General features: G+C 69.6%; 17 protein-coding genes and 2 riboswitches. Of the genes, 6 read left to right on the forward strand and 11 right to left on the reverse strand.

The annotated features are described in order from the left end of the window. Window positions 1-2: 2 nt before the first annotated feature. The 5 genes from ACGHC0_RS11275 to gcvT form a co-directional block, all read right to left on the reverse strand. Window positions 3-1028: a MerR family transcriptional regulator gene (locus ACGHC0_RS11275; protein WP_415268249.1), complete on the reverse strand. Its 1026-nt coding sequence runs from the start codon at window positions 1026-1028 to the stop codon at window positions 3-5. A 14-nt stretch (window positions 1029-1042) separates the two neighbouring features. Beyond that, entirely contained in the window at window positions 1043-1447 is a 405-nt protein-coding gene (locus ACGHC0_RS11280; RefSeq protein WP_368355627.1) for an FKBP-type peptidyl-prolyl cis-trans isomerase, read from the reverse strand. Between the two features lie 87 nt (window positions 1448-1534). Beyond that, window positions 1535-4426 carry an aminomethyl-transferring glycine dehydrogenase gene (gene gcvP / locus ACGHC0_RS11285; RefSeq protein ID WP_415268250.1) on the reverse strand — a complete coding sequence of 964 codons (2892 nt, stop codon included), beginning with the start codon at window positions 4424-4426 and terminating at the stop codon, window positions 1535-1537. Window positions 4427-4535: 109 nt separating this feature from the next. Then, complete coding sequence (gcvH, locus tag ACGHC0_RS11290; protein WP_368355299.1) at window positions 4536-4910, reverse strand: glycine cleavage system protein GcvH; 375 nt, start codon at window positions 4908-4910, stop codon at window positions 4536-4538. Between the two features lie 137 nt (window positions 4911-5047). Next, window positions 5048-6178: a glycine cleavage system aminomethyltransferase GcvT gene (gene gcvT / locus ACGHC0_RS11295; RefSeq protein ID WP_415268251.1), complete on the reverse strand. Its 1131-nt coding sequence runs from the start codon at window positions 6176-6178 to the stop codon at window positions 5048-5050. Window positions 6179-6242: 64 nt separating this feature from the next. Continuing rightward, a riboswitch (glycine riboswitch) is annotated at window positions 6243-6376 on the reverse strand. A 19-nt stretch (window positions 6377-6395) separates the two neighbouring features. Beyond that, a riboswitch (glycine riboswitch) is annotated at window positions 6396-6493 on the reverse strand. 241 nt (window positions 6494-6734) lie between these two features. Here gcvT and ACGHC0_RS11300 point away from each other — a divergent pair. After that, window positions 6735-7193, forward strand: a complete 459-nt coding sequence (locus tag ACGHC0_RS11300) for an Lrp/AsnC family transcriptional regulator (RefSeq protein WP_011796218.1) — start codon at window positions 6735-6737, stop codon at window positions 7191-7193. 54 nt (window positions 7194-7247) lie between these two features. Here the strand turns inward: ACGHC0_RS11300 and ACGHC0_RS11305 are convergent, their stop codons facing one another. The 5 genes from ACGHC0_RS11305 to ACGHC0_RS11325 all read right to left on the reverse strand — a co-directional run bounded on the left by ACGHC0_RS11305 (window position 7248) and on the right by ACGHC0_RS11325 (window position 12691). Next, complete coding sequence (locus tag ACGHC0_RS11305; protein ID WP_368355301.1) at window positions 7248-8042, reverse strand: ABC transporter ATP-binding protein; 795 nt, start codon at window positions 8040-8042, stop codon at window positions 7248-7250. 11 nt (window positions 8043-8053) lie between these two features. Further along, the gene (locus tag ACGHC0_RS11310; protein WP_415268252.1) at window positions 8054-8944 is read right to left on the reverse strand and encodes an ABC transporter permease; all 891 of its coding nucleotides are present in this window, start codon (window positions 8942-8944) and stop codon (window positions 8054-8056) included. Window positions 8945-9032: 88 nt separating this feature from the next. Continuing rightward, window positions 9033-10016: an ABC transporter substrate-binding protein gene (locus tag ACGHC0_RS11315; RefSeq protein ID WP_368355303.1), complete on the reverse strand. Its 984-nt coding sequence runs from the start codon at window positions 10014-10016 to the stop codon at window positions 9033-9035. Between the two features lie 210 nt (window positions 10017-10226). After that, a complete protein-coding gene (locus tag ACGHC0_RS11320) occupies window positions 10227-10841 on the reverse strand; it encodes a lipocalin family protein (protein ID WP_368355304.1) in 615 nt (204 codons plus the stop codon). A gap of 143 nt (window positions 10842-10984) precedes the next feature. Further along, on the reverse strand, window positions 10985-12691 hold the full coding sequence (locus ACGHC0_RS11325) for an electron transfer flavoprotein-ubiquinone oxidoreductase (protein WP_368355305.1): 1707 nt from the start codon (window positions 12689-12691) through the stop codon (window positions 10985-10987). Window positions 12692-12838: 147 nt separating this feature from the next. Between ACGHC0_RS11325 and ACGHC0_RS11330 the strand changes: the two genes are divergently transcribed. From ACGHC0_RS11330 to ACGHC0_RS11345, 4 genes are all read left to right on the forward strand, one after another. Beyond that, window positions 12839-13621, forward strand: coding sequence for an SDR family oxidoreductase (locus ACGHC0_RS11330; protein WP_415268253.1), 783 nt, complete (start codon window positions 12839-12841; stop codon window positions 13619-13621). Then, entirely contained in the window at window positions 13621-14541 is a 921-nt protein-coding gene (locus ACGHC0_RS11335) for a DMT family transporter (protein ID WP_368355306.1), read from the forward strand. Before ACGHC0_RS11330 ends, ACGHC0_RS11335 begins: the two co-directional genes overlap by 1 nt. A gap of 248 nt (window positions 14542-14789) precedes the next feature. Beyond that, entirely contained in the window at window positions 14790-16313 is a 1524-nt protein-coding gene (katB, locus tag ACGHC0_RS11340) for a catalase KatB (protein ID WP_405045347.1), read from the forward strand. 71 nt (window positions 16314-16384) lie between these two features. After that, window positions 16385-16990 (forward strand): ankyrin repeat domain-containing protein, encoded by a 606-nt coding sequence (locus ACGHC0_RS11345; protein ID WP_368355307.1) that lies wholly within the window; start codon window positions 16385-16387, stop codon window positions 16988-16990. A gap of 5 nt (window positions 16991-16995) precedes the next feature. On the opposite strand, the gene ACGHC0_RS11350 is transcribed toward ACGHC0_RS11345, so the two are convergent. After that, window positions 16996-17895: a metal-dependent hydrolase gene (locus tag ACGHC0_RS11350; protein ID WP_415268254.1), complete on the reverse strand. Its 900-nt coding sequence runs from the start codon at window positions 17893-17895 to the stop codon at window positions 16996-16998. A 119-nt stretch (window positions 17896-18014) separates the two neighbouring features. Here ACGHC0_RS11350 and ACGHC0_RS11355 point away from each other — a divergent pair, with 119 nt between their 5' ends. After that, a complete protein-coding gene (locus ACGHC0_RS11355; protein ID WP_368355308.1) occupies window positions 18015-18677 on the forward strand; it encodes a TetR/AcrR family transcriptional regulator in 663 nt (220 codons plus the stop codon). The last annotated feature ends 20 nt before the right edge of the window (window positions 18678-18697 follow it).

Genomic DNA, 18697 nt, shown 5'->3' on the forward strand with positions numbered 1-18697 from the left:
GGTCAAGCGGGTCCCGGGGCCTGTTGCGCGAATGCCTGCGCGGATTCCAGATAGGCACGCGCCGCCTCGCTCAAGGGGGTGCCTGCGCGCAGAAGGGGCTCGTTGGCCGTCGCCGCGATCAGCTTGCGCCGCAGTTCGGGGTCCTGGTGGGTCAGCGTGTCGAACAGGGCTTTCCAGCGCCGGCATGCCGCCAGGGCGGCGTTGCTGGACGGCGGCACCTGCCGTGCGATCAGTGCCTGCACTTCCTCGTCGAGTGCCGCCCAGTCCGTGTAGGGAACGTGCCCCAGGCGGTACAGGTCCGGCAGGTCGATGTAGCGGGAGAGCAGCGCCACGCGCAGCTGGATGGCGGATTCGATGTAGGCGATCATGTCGCCGGAGGGCGCATGGTTGCGGCCCTGGGTGCCCGGCTCGGTGCGGAACATGTGGCCCCAGCGGTCCAGCAGCGCCATGTCGCCGTCCATCCAGTGCAGCATCAGTGCCATCCAGCGGTAGGCCAGCCGCTGCACCTCCGGGTCATGGGGGGGCAGCCCGCGGTCCATCGCGCTCCGCACGAGGTCGCGCACCACGGTCCAGTCGGCTTCGATGCGTTTCCAGTTGCCGAAAATGCGCTGCAGTTCGGCGGCGTTGAAATACTTGCCGTACGTGCCCATCAGGGCCAGCGTTTCCAGCCAGTCCCCCATGCCGGGCGCCGGCCCGGCCACCAGGCCGTTGCGCAGCAGGGCCAGCCGGCCGCGCAGTTCGGTCGCCTGGGCGATCTGCCGGTCCAGCGCCTGGATCTGCTGGGCGATGATGGATTCCGGGTCCGGCCCGCCGCCCTGCAGCAGGCCGGCGATGTCGCCGAGCGGCAGGCCGAGGTGGCGCAGGGTCTGGATGGCGTGCAGCCGCTGCACGTCTGCCTCGCTGTAGAGGCGGTAGCCGGATTCCGAGCGCGCGGAAGGCCGCAGCAGCCCGATCTCGTCGTAATGGTGCAGGGCACGCACCGTCAGGCCGGTGCGCCGGGCCAGTTCGCCCACCCGTAGCCGCTGCATGCCCGGCACCCCGCTCAGCGGCGCACGGAGACCAGTTCGACCTCGAAGCGCAGCGTGGCGTTGGGCGGAATCACGCCGCCGGCGCCAGCCGCGCCGTAGGCAATGGCGGGTGGGCAGGTGAGGCGGGCCTTGCCGCCCGGCTTCATGCGCTGCACGCCTTCGGTCCAGCAGGGGATCACGCGGTTGAGCGGGAATTCGGTGGGCTCGCCGCGCTTGTAGGAGCTGTCGAATTCCTTGCCGTCCAGGAACGTGCCGCGGTAGTGCACCTTCACGACGTCGGTGGCCTTGGGCGATTCGCCCGTGCCTTCCTTGAGCGACTCGTACACCAGGCCGCTGGCGGTGGTGACGGGTGCCGGTGCGGCCGCGGCCGAAGCGGCGGGTGCCGCGGTCGGCTTCTGGGCGCAGGCGGTACCGGCCAGCAGGACGGCGGCGAGAGCGGGCAGGAAGGTCTTCTTCACGGTAAGGGGTCTCCGGTCAAAAGACGCGATGGTAGCCCGCGCGCGTTCTCAGGCGAAGTCGGACACCGGCACGCAGCTGCAGAACAGGTTGCGGTCGCCATACACGTTGTCCACCCGGCCCACGGGCGACCAGTACTTGGCCTGCCGCAGCGCCGCGACCGGATAGGCCGCCGCCTCGCGCGGGTAGGGGTGCGTCCAGTCGCCGTCCAGCAGGCTGTGCGCGGTGTGGGGCGCGTTCTTCAGGGGGTTGTCGTCCTGCGGCCACTCGCCCTGCTCGATGCGGCGGATCTCGCCGCGGATGGCGATCATCGCGTCGATGAAGCGGTCCAGCTCGGCCAGCGTCTCGCTCTCGGTGGGCTCCACCATAAGCGTGTTGGGCACGGGGAAGGACAGGGTGGGCGCGTGGAAGCCGTAGTCGATCAGCCGCTTGGCGACGTCCTCGGCCATCACGCCGCTGGTCTCCTTGAAGCCGCGCAGGTCCAGGATGCACTCGTGCGCCACGTGGCCGTTGGCGCTCGCGTACAGCGTGGGGTAGTGGTCCTTCAGGCGCGCGCTGATGTAGTTGGCCGAGAGGATGGCCGTCTCCGTCGCGGCGCGCAGGCCGTCCGCGCCCATCATGCGGATGTACATCCAGCTGATCGGCAGCACGGCGGCATTGCCGAGAGGAGCCGCGCTGACGGCTCCCGTGCCGCCCGCCACGCCGGCCGTGGCATGGCCCGGCAGGTAGGGCACGAGGTCTTCGACCACGCAGACGGGGCCGACGCCGGGGCCGCCGCCGCCGTGCGGGATGCAGAAAGTCTTGTGCAGGTTCAGGTGGCTCACGTCGCCGCCGAAGGCGCCGGGCGCCGCCACGCCCACCATGGCGTTCATGTTGGCGCCGTCCACGTACACGCGGCCGCCGTGGCGGTGCACGAGCTGGCAGAGTTCCTTCACCTGCGTCTCGAACACGCCGTGCGTGCTGGGGTAGGTGATCATCACGCAGGCGAGCTTGTCGGCATGCTGCTCGCACTTGGCGCGCAGGTCGTCCATGTCGACGTTGCCGCTGGCGTCGCAGGCCGTGACCACCACCTGCATGCCCACCATCTGCGCGCTGGCCGGGTTGGTGCCATGGGCGCTGCTCGGGATGAGGCAGATGTTGCGGTGGCCCTGGCCCTGCGCCGCATGGTAGGCGCGGATGGCCAGCAGGCCCGCGTACTCGCCCTGCGATCCGGCATTGGGCTGCAGGCTGATGCCGGCATAGCCCGTGGCCTGGCAGAGCCAGGCGCGCAGCTGCTCGTCGAGCTGGCGGTAGCCCTCCAGCTGGTCGGCGGGCGCGAACGGGTGCACCTGCGCGAACTCCGGCCAGGTGATCGGGATCATCTCGCTCGTGGCGTTGAGCTTCATGGTGCAGCTGCCCAGCGGGATCATGCTGCGGTCGAGCGCGAGGTCCTTGTCCGAAAGCTGGCGGATATAGCGCAGCATGCCGGTCTCGGAATGGTGGGTGTTGAACACCGGGTGCGTGAGGAAGGCGCTCGTTCGGCGCAGTTCGGCGGGGATCAGCGGATTCACGCCGTTCGCGAAATCCTCGACGCGGGGCAGGGCCTGCCCGTCGGCGGCGAAGATCGACCAGAGCAGTTCGATGTCGGCCCGTGCCGTGGTTTCATCGAGCGAAATGCAGAGATAGTCGTCCCAGGCCACGCGCAGGTTGGCGCCGCGCTCCACGGCACGGGCCAGCAGCGCGCCGGTCTGCTCTTTCGTGTGCAGGCACAGGGTGTCGAATGCGGACTCGTGGTGGTGCGCGGTATGGCCGAGCGCCACGAGGCCCTTGGCCAGGATGGCGGTGAAGCTCGCCACGCGCTGGGCGATGCGCTTGAGGCCCTCGGGGCCGTGGTACACGGCGTACATGCTGGCGATCACGGCCGGCAGCACCTGCGCCGTGCAGATGTTGGAGGTGGCCTTCTCGCGGCGGATGTGCTGCTCGCGCGTCTGCAGCGCAAGGCGGTAGGCCGGCTGGCCGTGCACGTCCACGCTCACGCCCACGAGGCGGCCGGGCAGCGAGCGCTTGAATTCGTCGCGGCAGGCCATGAAGGCGGCGTGCGGGCCGCCCGCGCCCATCGGCATGCCGAAGCGCTGCGTGCTGCCCACGACGATGTCCGCGCCCCATTCGCCGGGCGGCACGAGCAGCGTGAGCGCCAGCAGGTCGGCGCACACGATCGCAGCGGCCTGCTTCGCGTGGATCTTCTCCACGTCGGCGCGCCAGTCGGCGAGCCAGCCGCTGCTGGCCGGGTACTGGATTACGGCGGCGAAGAAGTCGCCCTCGAGCGCCGCGTTCCATTCGGCTTCGGAGTTCGCGATCACCACGCTGATGCCCAGCGGCTCGGCGCGCGTGCGGATCACCTCGATGGTCTGCGGATGCGTGTCGCCCGAGACGACGAGGGTCTGGCTCTTCGACTTGACGGAACGCCTGGCGAGCGTCATGGCCTCGGCTGCGGCCGTGGCCTCGTCCAGCATCGAGGCGTTGGCGATGGGCATGCCCGTGAGGTCGCACACCATGGTCTGGAAGTTGACCAGCGCCTCCATGCGGCCCTGCGAGATCTCGGCCTGGTAGGGCGTGTAGGCGGTGTACCAGGCGGGGTTCTCCAGGATGTTGCGCAGGATCACGCCCGGCGTGTGCGTGCCGTAGTAGCCCTGGCCGATGAAGCTGCGCAGCACGCGGTTCTTCGAGGCGATCGCCTTGAGCTCCGCGAGGGCCGCGGCCTCGGTGGTGGCGGGCGGCAGCTGCATCGGCTCGGTACGGGCGATGGACGCCGGCACGATGCCACCCACCAGCGCCGCGCGCGACGCCTCCCCGATGACGGAGAGCATGCGCTCCTCGTCCGCCGCATCGATGCCGATGTGGCGGGGCTGGAATTCGGCGGCGTTTTCGAGCGCGGAAAGCGGCGGGAGGGTGGACGTGGGCATGGGAGGGGTCCCGGTCAGCGGAAAGAGGGGAAAAGGGAAAACGAAAAGGGCGCCCTGCGCGGGCGCACCGCGGCGGGCCGGCCCGAAGCCGCCCGCCGCCGGGGCCGGATCAGGCGTTCTTCGAGAACTCGGTGTAGGCGGTTTCGTCCATGAGCGCATCGAGCTGCGACGCGTCGGACAGGCGCACCTTGAAGAACCAGCCGTCGCCCAGCGGCGCGCTGTTGGCGAGCGACGGATCGGCGCGCAGCGCCTCGTTCACTTCCACGATCTCGCCGGACACGGGCATGTACACGTCGGCGGCAGCCTTCACGGACTCGACCACGCCGGCCACTTCGCCCTGGGCGAAAGTCTTGCCCACCTCGGGCAGGTCGACGAAGACGACGTCGCCGAGCGCATCCTGCGCATGGACGGTGATGCCGACGACGGCGGCGCCGGTGTCGGCGGCGTTGATCCACTCGTGGTCGCGGGAAAACTTGACGGTCATGGGGGCTCCTGAAAGAAAGGTCCGCGAAAAGGCGGTGGGAAAACGGAAAAAACGATGCGCGCTCCCGGAAAGGGGCCCGCGACTGCGACTGTAGCCGCGGCCGGGGCGCTGCCGGGCGCGGCTCGCGCGCGCCGCGGTCAGCCGCGGTGGTAGCGGGGCTGCAGGAACGGCATGGGGCTGACCTCCATCGGCACGGCCTTGCCGCGCACGATCGCGTGCACCACGGTGCCGGTGGCGGCGAATTCCGGCGCCACGTAGCCCATGGCGACGGGCTGGTTCACGCTCGGGCCGAGCAGGCCGCTGGTCACTTCGCCGATGGCCGCGCCGTCGGTGCTCTGCAGGGCGGTGTGCTCGCGCACGGGCACGCGCTCGCGCGCCACCAGTCCCACGCGGCGGCGGGTGAGCCGCGACGGGTAGTCGATCTGCGCCAGCACCTTCTCCGCGCCCGGGAAGCCCCCCGCGCGCGCGCCACCGGTGCGCCGCACCTTCTGGATGGCCCAGTTCAGCGCGGCCTCGGGCGGCGTGGTGGTGGTGTCGATGTCGTTGCCGTAGAGGCACAGGCCGGCCTCCAGCCGCAGCGAGTTGCGCGCGCCGAGGCCGATGGGCTTCACCTCGGGCTGGGCCAGCAGCGCGCGGGCCAGTGCCTCGGCCTGGGCGGCGGGCACGGAGATCTCGAAGCCGTCCTCGCCGGTGTAGCCGCTGCGCGTCACGTAGCAGTCGCAGCCGGCGATCTCGAAGCGCCCGCCCGTCATGAAGACCAGCGATGCGGTGCCGGGCGCCAGGCGCGCGAGCGCCGCGGCGGCCTGCGGGCCCTGCAGGGCGAGCAGGGCCTGGTCGGGCAGGGGGATGACTTCGCAGCGGCCGCCGATGCGCTCCTGGATGTGGGCGATGTCGCCGGCCTTGCAGGCGCCGTTCACGATCACGAACAGGTCGTCGCCGCGGTTCACGAACATCAGGTCGTCGATGATGCCGCCCTCGTCGTTCAGCAGCAGGCCGTAGCGCTGCTTGTTCAAACCGAGGCCGATCACGTCCACGGGCACCAGGGTCTCGAAGGCCGCGGCGGCGTCGGGGCCGGCGAGGCGCAGTTGGCCCATGTGCGAGACGTCGAACAGCCCGGCGGCCTGCCGCGTGTGCAGGTGCTCTGCCATCAGGCCGGCAGGGTATTGCACGGGCATGGAGTAGCCGGCGAAGGGCACCATGCGGGCCCCGAGTTCGAGGTGCAGCGCGTGCAGGGGCGTGGTGTGCAGGGAGGCGGATTCGGCGGACATGGGCGGAGCGGGCCTTTCACTCAGGCAGGGACGGACGACGCGCGTGCCGCCACGGGGCGCCACGCCTGTGCCCGCTGTCCGCTTTACCTGAGAGATTCACCACGCCGTGCGCGCTGCCACGGGGGCGGTGCGTTGCGGGGCTTGCTCCTTCGGTGGGCCTGCCAAGTTGGAGGCAGGCCTCTCTCCAGCCGGGGAAACGCCCGCATCCCTGCGGGCGCCTTGCCAGTCCTTTTGCCTGAGCGTTCGGGATTCCCTGCGCCTTCGGCGGCGCCCGCCACCCGTTGCGGGCGCGGCGCTCTCTCCTGACCCGGCGGATTCTAACGGCTGCGCGGTGGCCCGCGGCGCCGGCAGCGCAGGTTTTTCGGGCGGTTGTGCCAAGCACCCCGGTCCGGCGGTAACCGGCCGGGGTCTTGCCATTCGCACGCGCCCCGGTAGGGGCGCCCTGTGGAGGAAATTGTGCCGCCAGGGCCGCCGATGGTTTTTCCGTATTTCCAGAAAATGGCGCAATGCAAAGAAAAATATTCTGCGATCGGGCGAATATCTGCACAATCCTTCCATGGACCGCATCGACCGAAAAATCCTCGCCGTGCTCCAGGCCGACGCGCGCGCCAGCCTGCAGGACATCGGCCAGGCCGTGGGCCTGAGCCCGTCGCCCTGCTGGGCGCGCATCCGCCGCATGGAGGAATCCGGCGTGATCGAGGGCTACACGGTACGCCTCAACGCCCAGGCGCTGGACCTGGCCGATACCGTGCTCGTGCAGGTCACGCTCGACAGCCATTCCGACAACACCCTGGAGAAGTTCGGCGAGACGCTCGCGAGCATTCCCGAGGTGGTGGAGGCGCATCTGGTGTCGGGCGACTACGACTACCTGCTGCGCGTGGTGGTGAAGGACACGCGCGACTACGAGCGCCTGTTGCGCGAGAAGCTCTACAAGATCAAGGGCATCCGCCACAGCCGCTCGAGCTTCGTGCTGCGCACGCTCAAGAAAGCGGACCTGCCCCTGCGCGCGGACTGAGCGGCCGAGCAAGGGCGGGCATCCCGGCAGCGCCGGGGCGGGCGTGGCGCGCCGTCAGCCCAGCAGCAGCGCGTCGTCCGCCAGTTGCTCGCCGCGCACCTTCTCGAACATCTGCAGCAGGTCCGGCACGCCCAGCCGGCTGCGCTCCTCGCCCGACACGTCGAGCACCACCTGGCCCTGGTGCAGCATCACGGTACGCTGGCCCACGTCCAGCGCCTGGCGCATGCTGTGCGTGACCATCATGGTGGTGAGCTGGTTCTCGGCCACGATGCGCGCCGTGAGCTGCAGCACGAAGTCGGCCGTGCGCGGGTCGAGCGCGGCGGTGTGCTCGTCCAGCAGCAGGATGCGCGAGGGCTGCAGCGCCGCCATGAGCAGGCTCACGGCCTGGCGCTGGCCGCCCGAGAGCAGGCCGATGCGGTCGGTGAGGCGGTTTTCCAGGCCCAGGCCCAGCGTGGCGAGGCGTTCGCGGAAGGTCTCGCGCTGCTGCGCTTTCACCGCGCCGCGCAGGCCGCGCAGCGTGCCGCGCTGCTGGGCGAGCGCCATGTTCTCCTCGATGGTGAGATCCTCGCAGGTGCCGGCCATCGGGTCCTGGAAGACGCGCGCCACGCGCTTCGCGCGCGCCCAGACGGGCTGGCGGGTCACGTCCTCGCCGTCGATGGCGATGCGGCCCGTGTCCACCGACAGGTCGCCCGAAATGGCATTCAGGAAGGTGGATTTGCCGGCCCCGTTGGAGCCGATCACGGTGACGAACTGCCCGGCCGGAATGTCCAGCGACATGCCGCGCAAAGCGCGCGTCTCGATGGGCGTGCCGGGATTGAAGGTGATGTGCAGGTCTTGTGCGCTCAGCATGGTGCGGTTCCTTATCGAGGCTGCTTCGATGAGAGCTTGCGCTTGATCTGGGGGATGACCAGGGCGACGGTCACCAGCACGGCCGTGACCAGGTTCAGGTCCTGCGCCTTCAGGCCGATGAAGTCGCTGTTGAGCGCCAGCGCGATGAAGAAGCGATAGACGATGGCGCCGATGACGACGGCGAGCGTCGCCCACACCAGCCGGCGAGAGGGCAGGATGCTCTCGCCCACGATCACGGCGGCCAGGCCGATCACGATGGTGCCGATGCCCATGGAGATGTCCGAGCCGCCCTGGGTCTGCGCGAAGAGGGCGCCGGCGAGCGCCACCAGCGCGTTCGACACGGCCATGCCCAGCAGCACCATGGCGCCGGTGTTCACGCCCTGGGCGCGGGCCATGCGGGCGTTGGAGCCGGTGGCGCGGATGGCCAGGCCCCGCTCGGTGGCGAAGAACCAGTCCATGGCCAGCTTGGCGGCGACCACGATCACCAGCAGCAGGGCGGGCCGGGCGATGTAGTCGGCCAGGCCCTCGGGCTGCAGCAGCGTGAAGAGGGTCGGATCGTTGATGAGCGGCACGTTGGGCCCGCCCATGATGCGCAGGTTGATCGAGTAGAGCGCGATCATCATCAGGATGCTGGCCAGCAGGTCCATGATCTTCAGCTTGACGTTGAGCCAGCCGGTGACGAGGCCGGCCGCCGCGCCTGCCGCGGTGGCCGCGAGCGTGGCCACGTAGGGGTTGGTGCCCGTGGAGATGAGCACGGCGCATACCGCGCCGCCCAGCGGGAAACTGCCGTCCACCGTCAGGTCGGGAAAGCGCAGCAGCCTGAATGAAATGAAGACGCCCAGCGCGACCAGGCTGAAGATCAGCCCGATCTCGACGGCGCCGAGCAGGGAAAAGAGGGACATGGCGGGTGGGGCTTCGGGAAAAACGAAACAGGAGCCGAAGCTCCTGCGGTCGGGGCGGCGTTCCCGGCACGGGGCCGGGAACCGCACCTTACTTCACGATGTGGGCGGCGGACTTCACGAATGCGTCGGAGAGCTTCACGCCCTGCTTCTCGGCCGCGCCGGGGTTCACCGTGAGTTCCAGCTTCGTGCTGATCTCGGGTTGGATGTCGCCGGGCTTCTCGCCCTTGAGCACGCGCACCACCATGCGGCCGGTCTGCTCGCCCAGGTCGCGGTAGTTGATGCCGAAAGAGGCGATCGCGCCGCGCTTGACGCTGTCGGCGTCGGCGGCCACCAGGGGCAGCTTGGCTTCCTGGCCGACCTTGACCAGCGATTCGTAGGCCGACACCACGTTGTTGTCGGTGCTGGTGTAGATCACGTCGGCCTTGCCGATCAGGCTGCGCGCGGCGCTGCCCACATCGACCGAGCGCGGCGCCGCGGCCTCGACCAGCGTCATGCCCATCCTGGGCAGCAGCTCCTTGAGTTCCTTGACGACCACGGCGGAGTTGGCCTCGCCGGGGTTATAGACCACGCCGACGCGCTTCGCATTCGGCACCACCTGCCTGACCAGTTCCATCTGCTTGTCCAGCGCCAGCAGGTCGGACACGCCCGTCACGTTGGTCTTGCTGGGTTCCCAGTTCTTCACCAGCTTGGCGGCGACCGGGTCGGTCACGGCGGAGAAGACCACCGGCACCGTCCTGGTGGCGGCCACCACCGCCTGGGCCGAAGGCGTGGCGATGGCGACGATGGCGTCGGGCTGGTCGCCGACGAACTTGCGTGCGATCTGCGCTGCCGTGCCGGTGTTGCCCTGCGCGCTCTGGTACTGCCACTTGAGCGTCTTGCCTTCTTCATAGCCGGCGGCCTGCAGGCTCGCCTTCACGCCGTCGCGGATGGCGTCGAGTGCCGGATGCTCCACGATGGCCGTCACGGCCACGGATTTGGGCGCGGGGGCCTGCTGGGCCATCGCTGCGGGGGAGGCGGCCGCGGCGGCGGCGGCCACGGCCAGCGCCAGGGCGCCGAACGGATGCTGCTTCATGCTCGAACTTTCTCGCCGCCATGCCCGGTATGCAGGAGCGTCCGATGACATCGGGTGCTGCGTCGCGGGTGGCGGCTGCGGAATGCCCGCCGGCAGGCGGGCGCGTTTCTGGCGACAACGGAGCCAGGCCCGCACAGAAACGATACCGCAGCCTGGAATGTCGAGTGTACCGGCTGCACCATGCGGGTGCGGGGCCGGGGCGTGGCCGGTTCAGCGGGCCGCGGGTTCGGGCGTGGCCGCGTCGGCCTGGGGCACCCACAGGATGCGGCGCATGTCCACGCCCAGCGCCCGTGCGCGGGCCAGCAGCCGCTCGCGCACCGCCATGGGCAGCGTGGGCGTGCGCGAAAGAATCCAGAGCGCATCCAGGCGCGGGCCCACCACCATGGCCCAGCGGTAGTCTTCGTCCAGCGCGGCCACGAAGTAACCCGCATAGAACGGCCCGAAGAACGACACCTTCAGGGCGGCCGTGGACGGATCGCCCAGGAACACGGCGCGGCCCTCGGCCTCGCGCCAGCGGCGGCGGTCGGGGTCGTAGCCGCGGTTCACGACGCGCAGGCTGCCGTCGCCCCGGCGGCTGTAGTGGGCGCTGGTACGGATGAGGCCGCGCTCGAAGCGCTGGTCGATGCGGGCCACTTCGTACCAGTGGCCGGCATAACGGTCCACGTTGAAGTGCTGCACCGGCTGCACGCCCGGCGGCGGGCGCAGGGCAGAGCGCAGGTAGAGGGCCGCGGCGCCGGCGGCAGCGGCCACGGTGGCGGCCGCTGCCCAGGGCACGACCGGGCGGCGGCGCTGGGTGGTGTAGTGCTGGAGGTCGGGACGGGGCATGGCGGTTCGGGGCTCCTGGCGGACCCGGCAGGAAATGCGGACCTCCGCGAGTCTGGCCTGCGGATCCGGACCACCCTGTAGGCCGGAGGCCAACGGGCGGGTCGGAACGGCGGCTGCTGCCGCCGACGCCCGGGCCCCGCGCCTTACATGCCCGAGTAGTTCGGGCCGCCGCCGCCCTCGGGCGTGACCCACACGATGTTCTGCGTCGGGTCCTTGATGTCGCAGGTCTTGCAATGCACGCAGTTCTGCGCGTTGATCTGCAACCGCTGCGCATTGCCGCCCTGGGTCTCGTCCGGCACGAACTCGTACACCGCCGCGGGGCAGTAGCGGGCCTCGGGTCCGGCGTATTTCGCCAGGTTGATGTTCACCGGCACGCCCGGGTCCTTGAGCGTGAGGTGGGCCGGCTGGTTCTCCGCATGGTTGGTGTTGCTGATGAACACGCTGGAGAGGCGGTCGAAGGTGAGCTTGCCGTCGGGCTTGGGATAGACGATGGGCTTGCACTCGGCCGCGGGCTTCAGGTAGGCGTGGTCGGGCTTGTCGCGGTGCAGCGTCCAGGGGATGTTGCCCTTGAGCACGAACTGCTCGATGCCGTTCATCAGCGTGGCCGTGACCAGGCCCTTCTTGAACCACGCCTTGAAGTTGCGTGCCTTGTTGAGCTCTTCGTGCAGCCAGCTGTTCTCGAAAGCCTGCGGATAGGCCGTGAGTTCGTCGTGCTGGCGGCCGGCGCGGATCGCGTCGTAGGCGGCCTCGGCGGCCAGCATGCCGGTCTTGATGGCGGCGTGGCTGCCCTTGATGCGGCTCACGTTCAGGAAACCCGCGTCGCAGCCCACGAGCGCGCCGCCCGGGAACACGAACTTCGGCAGCGACAGCAGGCCGCCGGCCGTGATGGCGCGCGCGCCGTAGCCGATACGCTTGGCCGGCTTGATGCCCTTGGCCTCGTCGCCTTCCAGGTAGTAGCGGATGTTGGGGTGGGTCTTCCAGCGCTGGAATTCCTCGAACGGGCTCAGGTAGGGGTTGGAATAGTCCAGCCCGGTGATGAAGCCCAGCGTGACCTTGTTGTCCTCGGCGTGGTAGAGGAAGGCGCCGCCGTAGGTGTCGGCATCCATGGGCCAGCCGGCGGTGTGCATCACGAAGCCGGGCTGGTGCCGCTGCGGGTCGATTTCCCACAGTTCCTTCACGCCGATGCCGTAGGTCTGCGGGTCGCGGCCTTCGTCGAGCTTGTAGCGGGCGATGATCTGCTTGCCCAGGTGTCCGCGCGCGCCTTCGGCGAACAGGGTGTACTTGGCGTGCAGTTCCATGCCCAGCTGGAAGTCGCCCGTGGGCTCGCCGTCCTTGCCCACGCCCATGTTGCCGGTGGCCACGCCCTTGACGGAGCCGTCCTCGTTGTAGAGCACTTCGGCGGCGGGAAAGCCCGGGAAGATCTCCACGCCCAGCTCCTCGGCCTGCGCGGCGAGCCAGCGCACCACGTTGCCGAGGCTGACGATGTAGTTGCCGTGGTTCTGGAAGCAGCCGGGCAGCAGGAAGTTGGGGGTGCGCCAGGACGATTTCTCGCCCAGGAAGATCATGGCGTCTTCCGTCACCGGCTGCTTCAGGGGCGCGCCGCGCTCCTTCCAGTCGGGAATCAGCTCGGTGAGCGCGCGCGGGTCCATGATGGCGCCCGAGAGGATGTGCGCGCCGGGCTCGGAGCCCTTTTCGAGCACCACCACCGACACGTCCTGCCCGTTCGTGGCAGCCATCTGCTTGAGCCGGATGGCCGCGGAGAGCCCGGCCGGGCCGCCGCCGACCACGACCACGTCGTATTCCATGGCCTCTCGCGGACCGTACTGGGCAAGGATTTCGTCTTTCGTCATGGGTTGTCTCGTCTCGGCATTTGATAATCGAACGATGTCGCGTCCAGGGCGTGGGGCCCCGCGCGGGCGCTGTGCGGCCCATTGTATGCACCCGGGGCGCAACAATCGAACGATCGTTCTTTTTTCTTTCTTCCGGAGGCTGTTTCCATGGCATACACCATCGATCTGTCGGGCCGCGTGGCCCTGGTGACGGGCGCTTCGAGCGGCCTGGGCGAGCAGTTCGCCCGCACCCTGGCGCGCGCGGGGTCCGGCGTGGTGCTGGCCAGCCGGCGCATGGAAAAGCTCAAGGCCCTGCGCGCGCGCATCGAGGGGGAGGGCGGCGACGCCCACGTGGTGGAGCTGGACGTGACCGACCACGATTCCATCAAGGCCGCCGTGGCCCATGCGGAGACCGAGATGGGCTCGATCGACATCCTCGTGAACAATTCGGGCGTCTCCACCACCCAGCGCATCCAGGACGTCACCCCGGACGACTTCGACTTCGTCTTCGACACCAACGTGCGCGGCGCCTTCTTCGTCGCGCAGGAGGTCGGCAAGCGCATGCTGGCGCGCTCGCGCGGCGCCGCGCCGGGCAGCTTCACGGGCGGGCGCATCATCAACATCGCCTCCATGGCAGGCCTCAAGGTGCTGCCGCAGATCGGCGCCTACAGCATGAGCAAGGCGGCCGTGGTGCACATGACCCGCGCCATGGCCCTGGAATGGGGGCGCTTCGGCATCAACGTGAACGCGATCTGCCCGGGCTACATCGATACGGAGATCAACCACCACCACTGGCAGACCGAGCAGGGCCGCAAGCTCGTGGACATGCTGCCGCGCAAGCGCGTGGGCGAACCGCGCGACCTGGACGCGCTCATCGTCATGCTGGCCAGCGACCAGAGCCATTTCGTGAACGGGGCGGTGATCGCGGCCGACGACGGTTTCGGCGCCTGATGCTGGCCGGCATCCTCGCGGGGCTCGCCGCGGGCGCGCTCTGGGGGCTGGTCTTCATCGCGCCGCGCCTCGCATCGGGGTTCGCGTCCGTGGACCTCACGGCCGGCCGTTTCGTCGCCTATGGCGCGGTCGCCGCGGGCATGGTGCTCTGGGGCGCGGCCCGCCGCCAGGCCGGCCAGCCGCGGCGCCTGCCCACCCTGCGGCAGGCCGGCGCCGCGCTCTGGCTGAGCATCCTGGGATTCACGGGCTACTACCTGCTGCTGGTGCTGGCGATCCGCGATGCCGGCGCGCCGCTGCCGGCCCTCATCATCGGCACGATCCCCGTCTGGGTCATGGTGCTGGGCAAGCCCCGCGGCCTGCGCTGGGGCGCGCTGGCACCGGGCCTGTTGCTCACCATCGCAGGGATCGTGCTGATGGCCTGGGCGCCGCACGGCGGGGAGGCGGGGCAGGGCGCGGCCGCCTCGCCCACCTTCTGGCGCGGCATCGGCATCGCCCTGGTGGCACTGGTGTTCTGGACCGCCTTCGCGATCCTGAATGCGCGCTGGCTGCAGCGGCATCCGGAGGTCGGCGCCACGGACTGGGCCAACTGGCTGGGGCTGGCCACCGGCCTGGGCGGCGTGCTGCTCTGGCTCGTGGCGGGCAGCCCCCTGTCCGCCATCGCGGCGCAGCCCGGCATCGCCACCTTCGCGGCGGTGTGCGCGGCCATCGGTTTCGGATCGAGCTGGCTGGCCACCATCCTCTGGAACGTGGCGAGCCAGCGGCTGCCCGCCAGCCTCTGCGGCCAGCTGATCGTGAGCGAGACGCTCTTCGCCATCGTGTACTCCTTCGCGCTCGAGGGCCACTGGCCAGCGCCCCTGCAATGGGCCGCCTGCGCGCTTTTCACGCTGGGCATCCTGGCATCCATCAACGCCCACCGGTGAGCGGCGGCCGGGCGTAACCAGTTGCTCGGCAGTGCAAGCAGGAATTGCAGATTCCATTTTCATGCTACTGAAAAAATAGCATGAAGATGATTGGATTCGAGGGCTATCCGATGATGGCGGCAAAGGTTGCAAATTCCACTCATCGGAAAATTTGATGGACGCCATAGTTCCGGCCCTCTTGCTGCCGAGCTGTCCGCCCGCCGATGATTCGCTCCGTTTTTCACCAACCACGGAGTGGAGTCGTCCCCATGAAATTCCAGAGACTTGTGACCGCAGCCGTCGTGCTGCATGCGGCCATGGCACCGGCCGCGTTCGCGCAATCGGTGCTCACGCGCGACAACGGAGCGCCGGTCGGCGACAACCAGAACTCGCAGACGGCGGGCCCGAACGGACCCAGCCTGCTGCAGGACGTGCAGCTCATCCAGAAGCTCCAGCGCTTCGACCGCGAGCGCATCCCCGAGCGCGTGGTGCACGCGCGCGGCACGGGTGTGAAGGGTGAATTCACCGCGTCCGAAGACATCTCCGCGCTGACCAAGGCCAAGCTCTTCCGCCCCGGCGAGCGCACCCCGGTGTTCGTGCGCTTCTCGTCCGTGGTGCACGGCAACCATTCGCCCGAGACGCTGCGCGATCCGCGCGGCTTCGCCACCAAGTTCTACACGTCCGAAGGCAACTGGGACCTCGTGGGCAACAACTTCCCCACCTTCTTCATCCGCGACGCGATCAAGTTCCCCGACATGGTCCACGCGTTCAAGCCGGATCCGCGCAGCAACCTCGACGACGACTCGCGCCGCTTCGACTTCTTCTCGCACGTGCCGGAGGCCACGCGCACGCTCACGCTGCTCTACTCGAACGAGGGCACGCCCGCGGGCTACCGCTTCATGGACGGCAACAGCGTGCATGCCTACAAGTTCGTGAACGCCCAGGGCCAGGTGCACTACGTCAAGTTCCACTGGAAGAGCCTGCAGGGCCTGAAGAACCTCGACCCGAAACAGGTCGAGCAGGTCCAGGGCAAGGACTACAGCCACATGACGAACGACCTGGTGAATGCCATCCGCCAGGGCGACTTTCCCAGGTGGGACCTGTACATCCAGGTGCTCAAGCCCGAAGACCTCGGCAAGTTCGACTTCGATCCGCTGGACGCCACCAAGATCTGGCCCGGCATTCCCGAGCGCAAGATCGGCCAGATGGTCCTGAACAGGAACGTGGACAACTTCTTCCAGGAGACCGAACAGGTGGCGATGGCGCCGGCCAACATCGTGCCCGGCATCGAGCCGTCGGAAGACCGCCTGCTGCAGGGCCGCGTGTTCTCGTATGCGGACACCCAGCTCTACCGCGTCGGCACCAACGGCCTGTCCCTGCCCGTGAACCGCCCCCGCGTCGCGGTGAACAACGGCAACCAGGACGGCACCCTGAACACCGGCCACACCACCAGCGGCGTGAACTACGAGCCCAGCCGCCTGGAACCGCGCCCGCAGGATCCCACCGCGCGCTACAGCCAACTGCCGCTCACGGGCACGACCCAGCAGGCGAAGATCGCGAAGGAGCAGAACTTCAAGCAGGCCGGTGACCTGTACCGCAGCTACGGCAAGAAGGAGCAGCAGGACCTGATCCAGAGCTTCGGCGAATCCCTCGCGGGCGCCGATGCGGAGAGCAAGCACATCATCCTGTCGTTCCTCTACAAGGCCGATCCCGAATACGGCACGGGCGTGGCCCGCGTGGCCAAGGGCGACCTGGCGCGCGTGAAGCAGCTCGCCGCCGCCCTGCAGGACTGAGACCGCGGCGTTCCACGAAGCCGGCCGCACGCCACCGTGGTGGCGGCCGGCCCCTTGCGAAGGAGGACTCCATGCGCAGCCTTTGCCTTCCGGCCTGGTGCCTGGCCGCGGGTCTCGCGGCCTGTGCCCCGGCCCTGGCGGCCCCGGCCGCCCCCGAAGCTCCACCGCCCCGGGCGGTGGCCCCTGACGCTGCCGCCGCACCCCAGGATCCCGCCCGGCTGCAGGCGCAACTGCGGCAGTATCTTTTCGACGCCGCGCGCCAGGGGCGCTCGGACATGGTGGGCGAGTTCGTGGCGGCGGGCTACGACCTGAACGTGCGCGACGAGAAGGGGTACACGCCGCTCATCCTCGCCGCCTACCACGGCCACCGCGAGGTGGTCGAGCAATTGCTGAAGGCCGGTGCCGATCCCTGTGCGCAGGACCGGCGCGGCAACACCGCCCTGATGGGCGCCATCTTCAAGGGCGAAATGGCGATCGCCCGCCGCCTCGTGCAGACGGCCTGCGCGCCGGACCAGCGCAACAACGCGGGCCAGACGGCCGCGATGTACGCGGCGCTGTTCCAGCGCGCCGAACTGCTGCGGGACCTCGCCGCGAAGGGGGCGGACCTCGGCGCGCGGGATGCCCGGGGCAACGGCGTCGCCGAGCTGCAGCGCGGCGAGTTCGCCGCCACGCGCTGAGCCGCTCAGGCGGCCCGGGCGGCGGGGCCCACGGTGCGCAGCCGGTCGGCATTTGCCGCGAGCCAGCTTTGCGCCAGTTCCGCGGCCCCGGGCGCGGCATGCTCCCGGTCGGGGTGGAAGTCCCGGCGCAGGTAGCGCAGCAGCGCCGGCAGGCTCCGCCAGGCGACACCGTCGCGGCCCCAGAACATGCGCACCGCGCTCACCCACGTGCCCGGGCGCCACAGGCTGCCGTCGCTGCGCAGGTTCACGAGGGTCTGGCGCACCGAGTCCACCATGAACACCATGCCGACATAGAGGTACCAGCGCACCCGCCAGTCGTGGCGGCCGCCGAGGGCCTCGTAGAGCGCGAAGGCCACGGCGCGGTGCTCTGTTTCCTCCGCCGCGTGCCAGCGCCAGATGGTCTGCATCCGCGGATCGGCGCCTTCCAGCCAGCGCGGGTAGCGCAGCGTGCCATCGGCCAGCAGGGCGGTGAAATGCTCGTAGGCGCAGGTGATGGCCAGCGCGTGCAGGGGATTGGCGGTGCGCTCGTGCAGCCGGGCGATGCGTGCGCGGGCCCGGTGCTGCCACTGGTTGTCCAGGCCCTGCCGCTCGAGTTCGGCGTTGTAGAGGCCGTGGATGTGGCGGTGCGTGGCCTCCTGTCCGACGAAGCCGCGCACCATGGAGCGCAGGGCGTCGTGATCGGGGCGGCCGGGTTCGAGCCGGTCCGCCGCGGCACGCACCGAGTCGATGAAGAACTGCTCGCCCACCGGGAAGCTCATCGACAGCGCATTGAAGAACTGGGTGCGGAAGGCGTCCCCGCCGTGCCAGCGGCGCGGGAAGCCCTGCGCCATGTCCACGGCGAGCTTGCGCACCGGCAGCACGGCGGTGCCATGGAGTCCGGGGCGGGCGGAGGCGGAAGTGTGCATGGTCGATCCTTTCGGAAAAAACGCGCGGCCCGTGATCGTGGTTGCGGCGTCGCGCATTTCTGAGCATTATTCAGTTTTGGAACGCGTCCGCTACTCGCCTAGCGCTCACATTTTTTCCCATGGCCACGAAACGAACATCCCCCTCCGCAAGCCCCGTGGGCATGCGGCGCCAGCCCACCCAGGAGCGCGCGCGGCAGACCATCGAGGCCATTTTCGGAGCCACTGCTCAGATTGTGGAAAACGATGGCGACACCGCCTTGACCACCAACCGCATCGCCCAGGTGGCGGGGGTGTCCATCGGCACGCTCTACCAGTACTTCCCGTCCCGGGAATCCGTGCTGCTGGCGATGGTGGACCGCGAGCGCGAACGGGTGCAGCGCGAACTGCAGCAGATGCTGGACGACGCGCTGGCCCGGCAGCGGCCCGTGCGCGAGGTGCTGCAGGACATGGTCCGGCTGCTGGTATCGGCCTTCGGCACGGGCGGGCAGTCCCGCGTGCGGCGCGCCATGGTGCGCCTGGGCTGGCGCGTGGACCAGCATGACCGCTTCACCGCCGCGCTGCGCGAGGGCGCCGAGCGCAACGCCATGGCGCTGGCCCGGCTGGTGGAGGCCGGCGATGCCTCGGTGCGGCCACCCACGCCGGCCATGATGTTCGTGGCCACCCGCGCGGTGATGGGGGCGATCCGCAGCGCATCGCTGGAGAATTCGCCGCTGCTCGGCCAGCCGGCTTTCGAGGATGAACTGGTGCGCATGCTCTGGGGGCTGCTGCGCGCAGGGGAGTGACCGGGGATCACCGCTGCTGC

It is taken from the genome of Acidovorax sacchari, from assembly GCF_042847045.1.
Lineage (GTDB): Bacteria > Pseudomonadota > Gammaproteobacteria > Burkholderiales > Burkholderiaceae_C > Paracidovorax > Paracidovorax sacchari.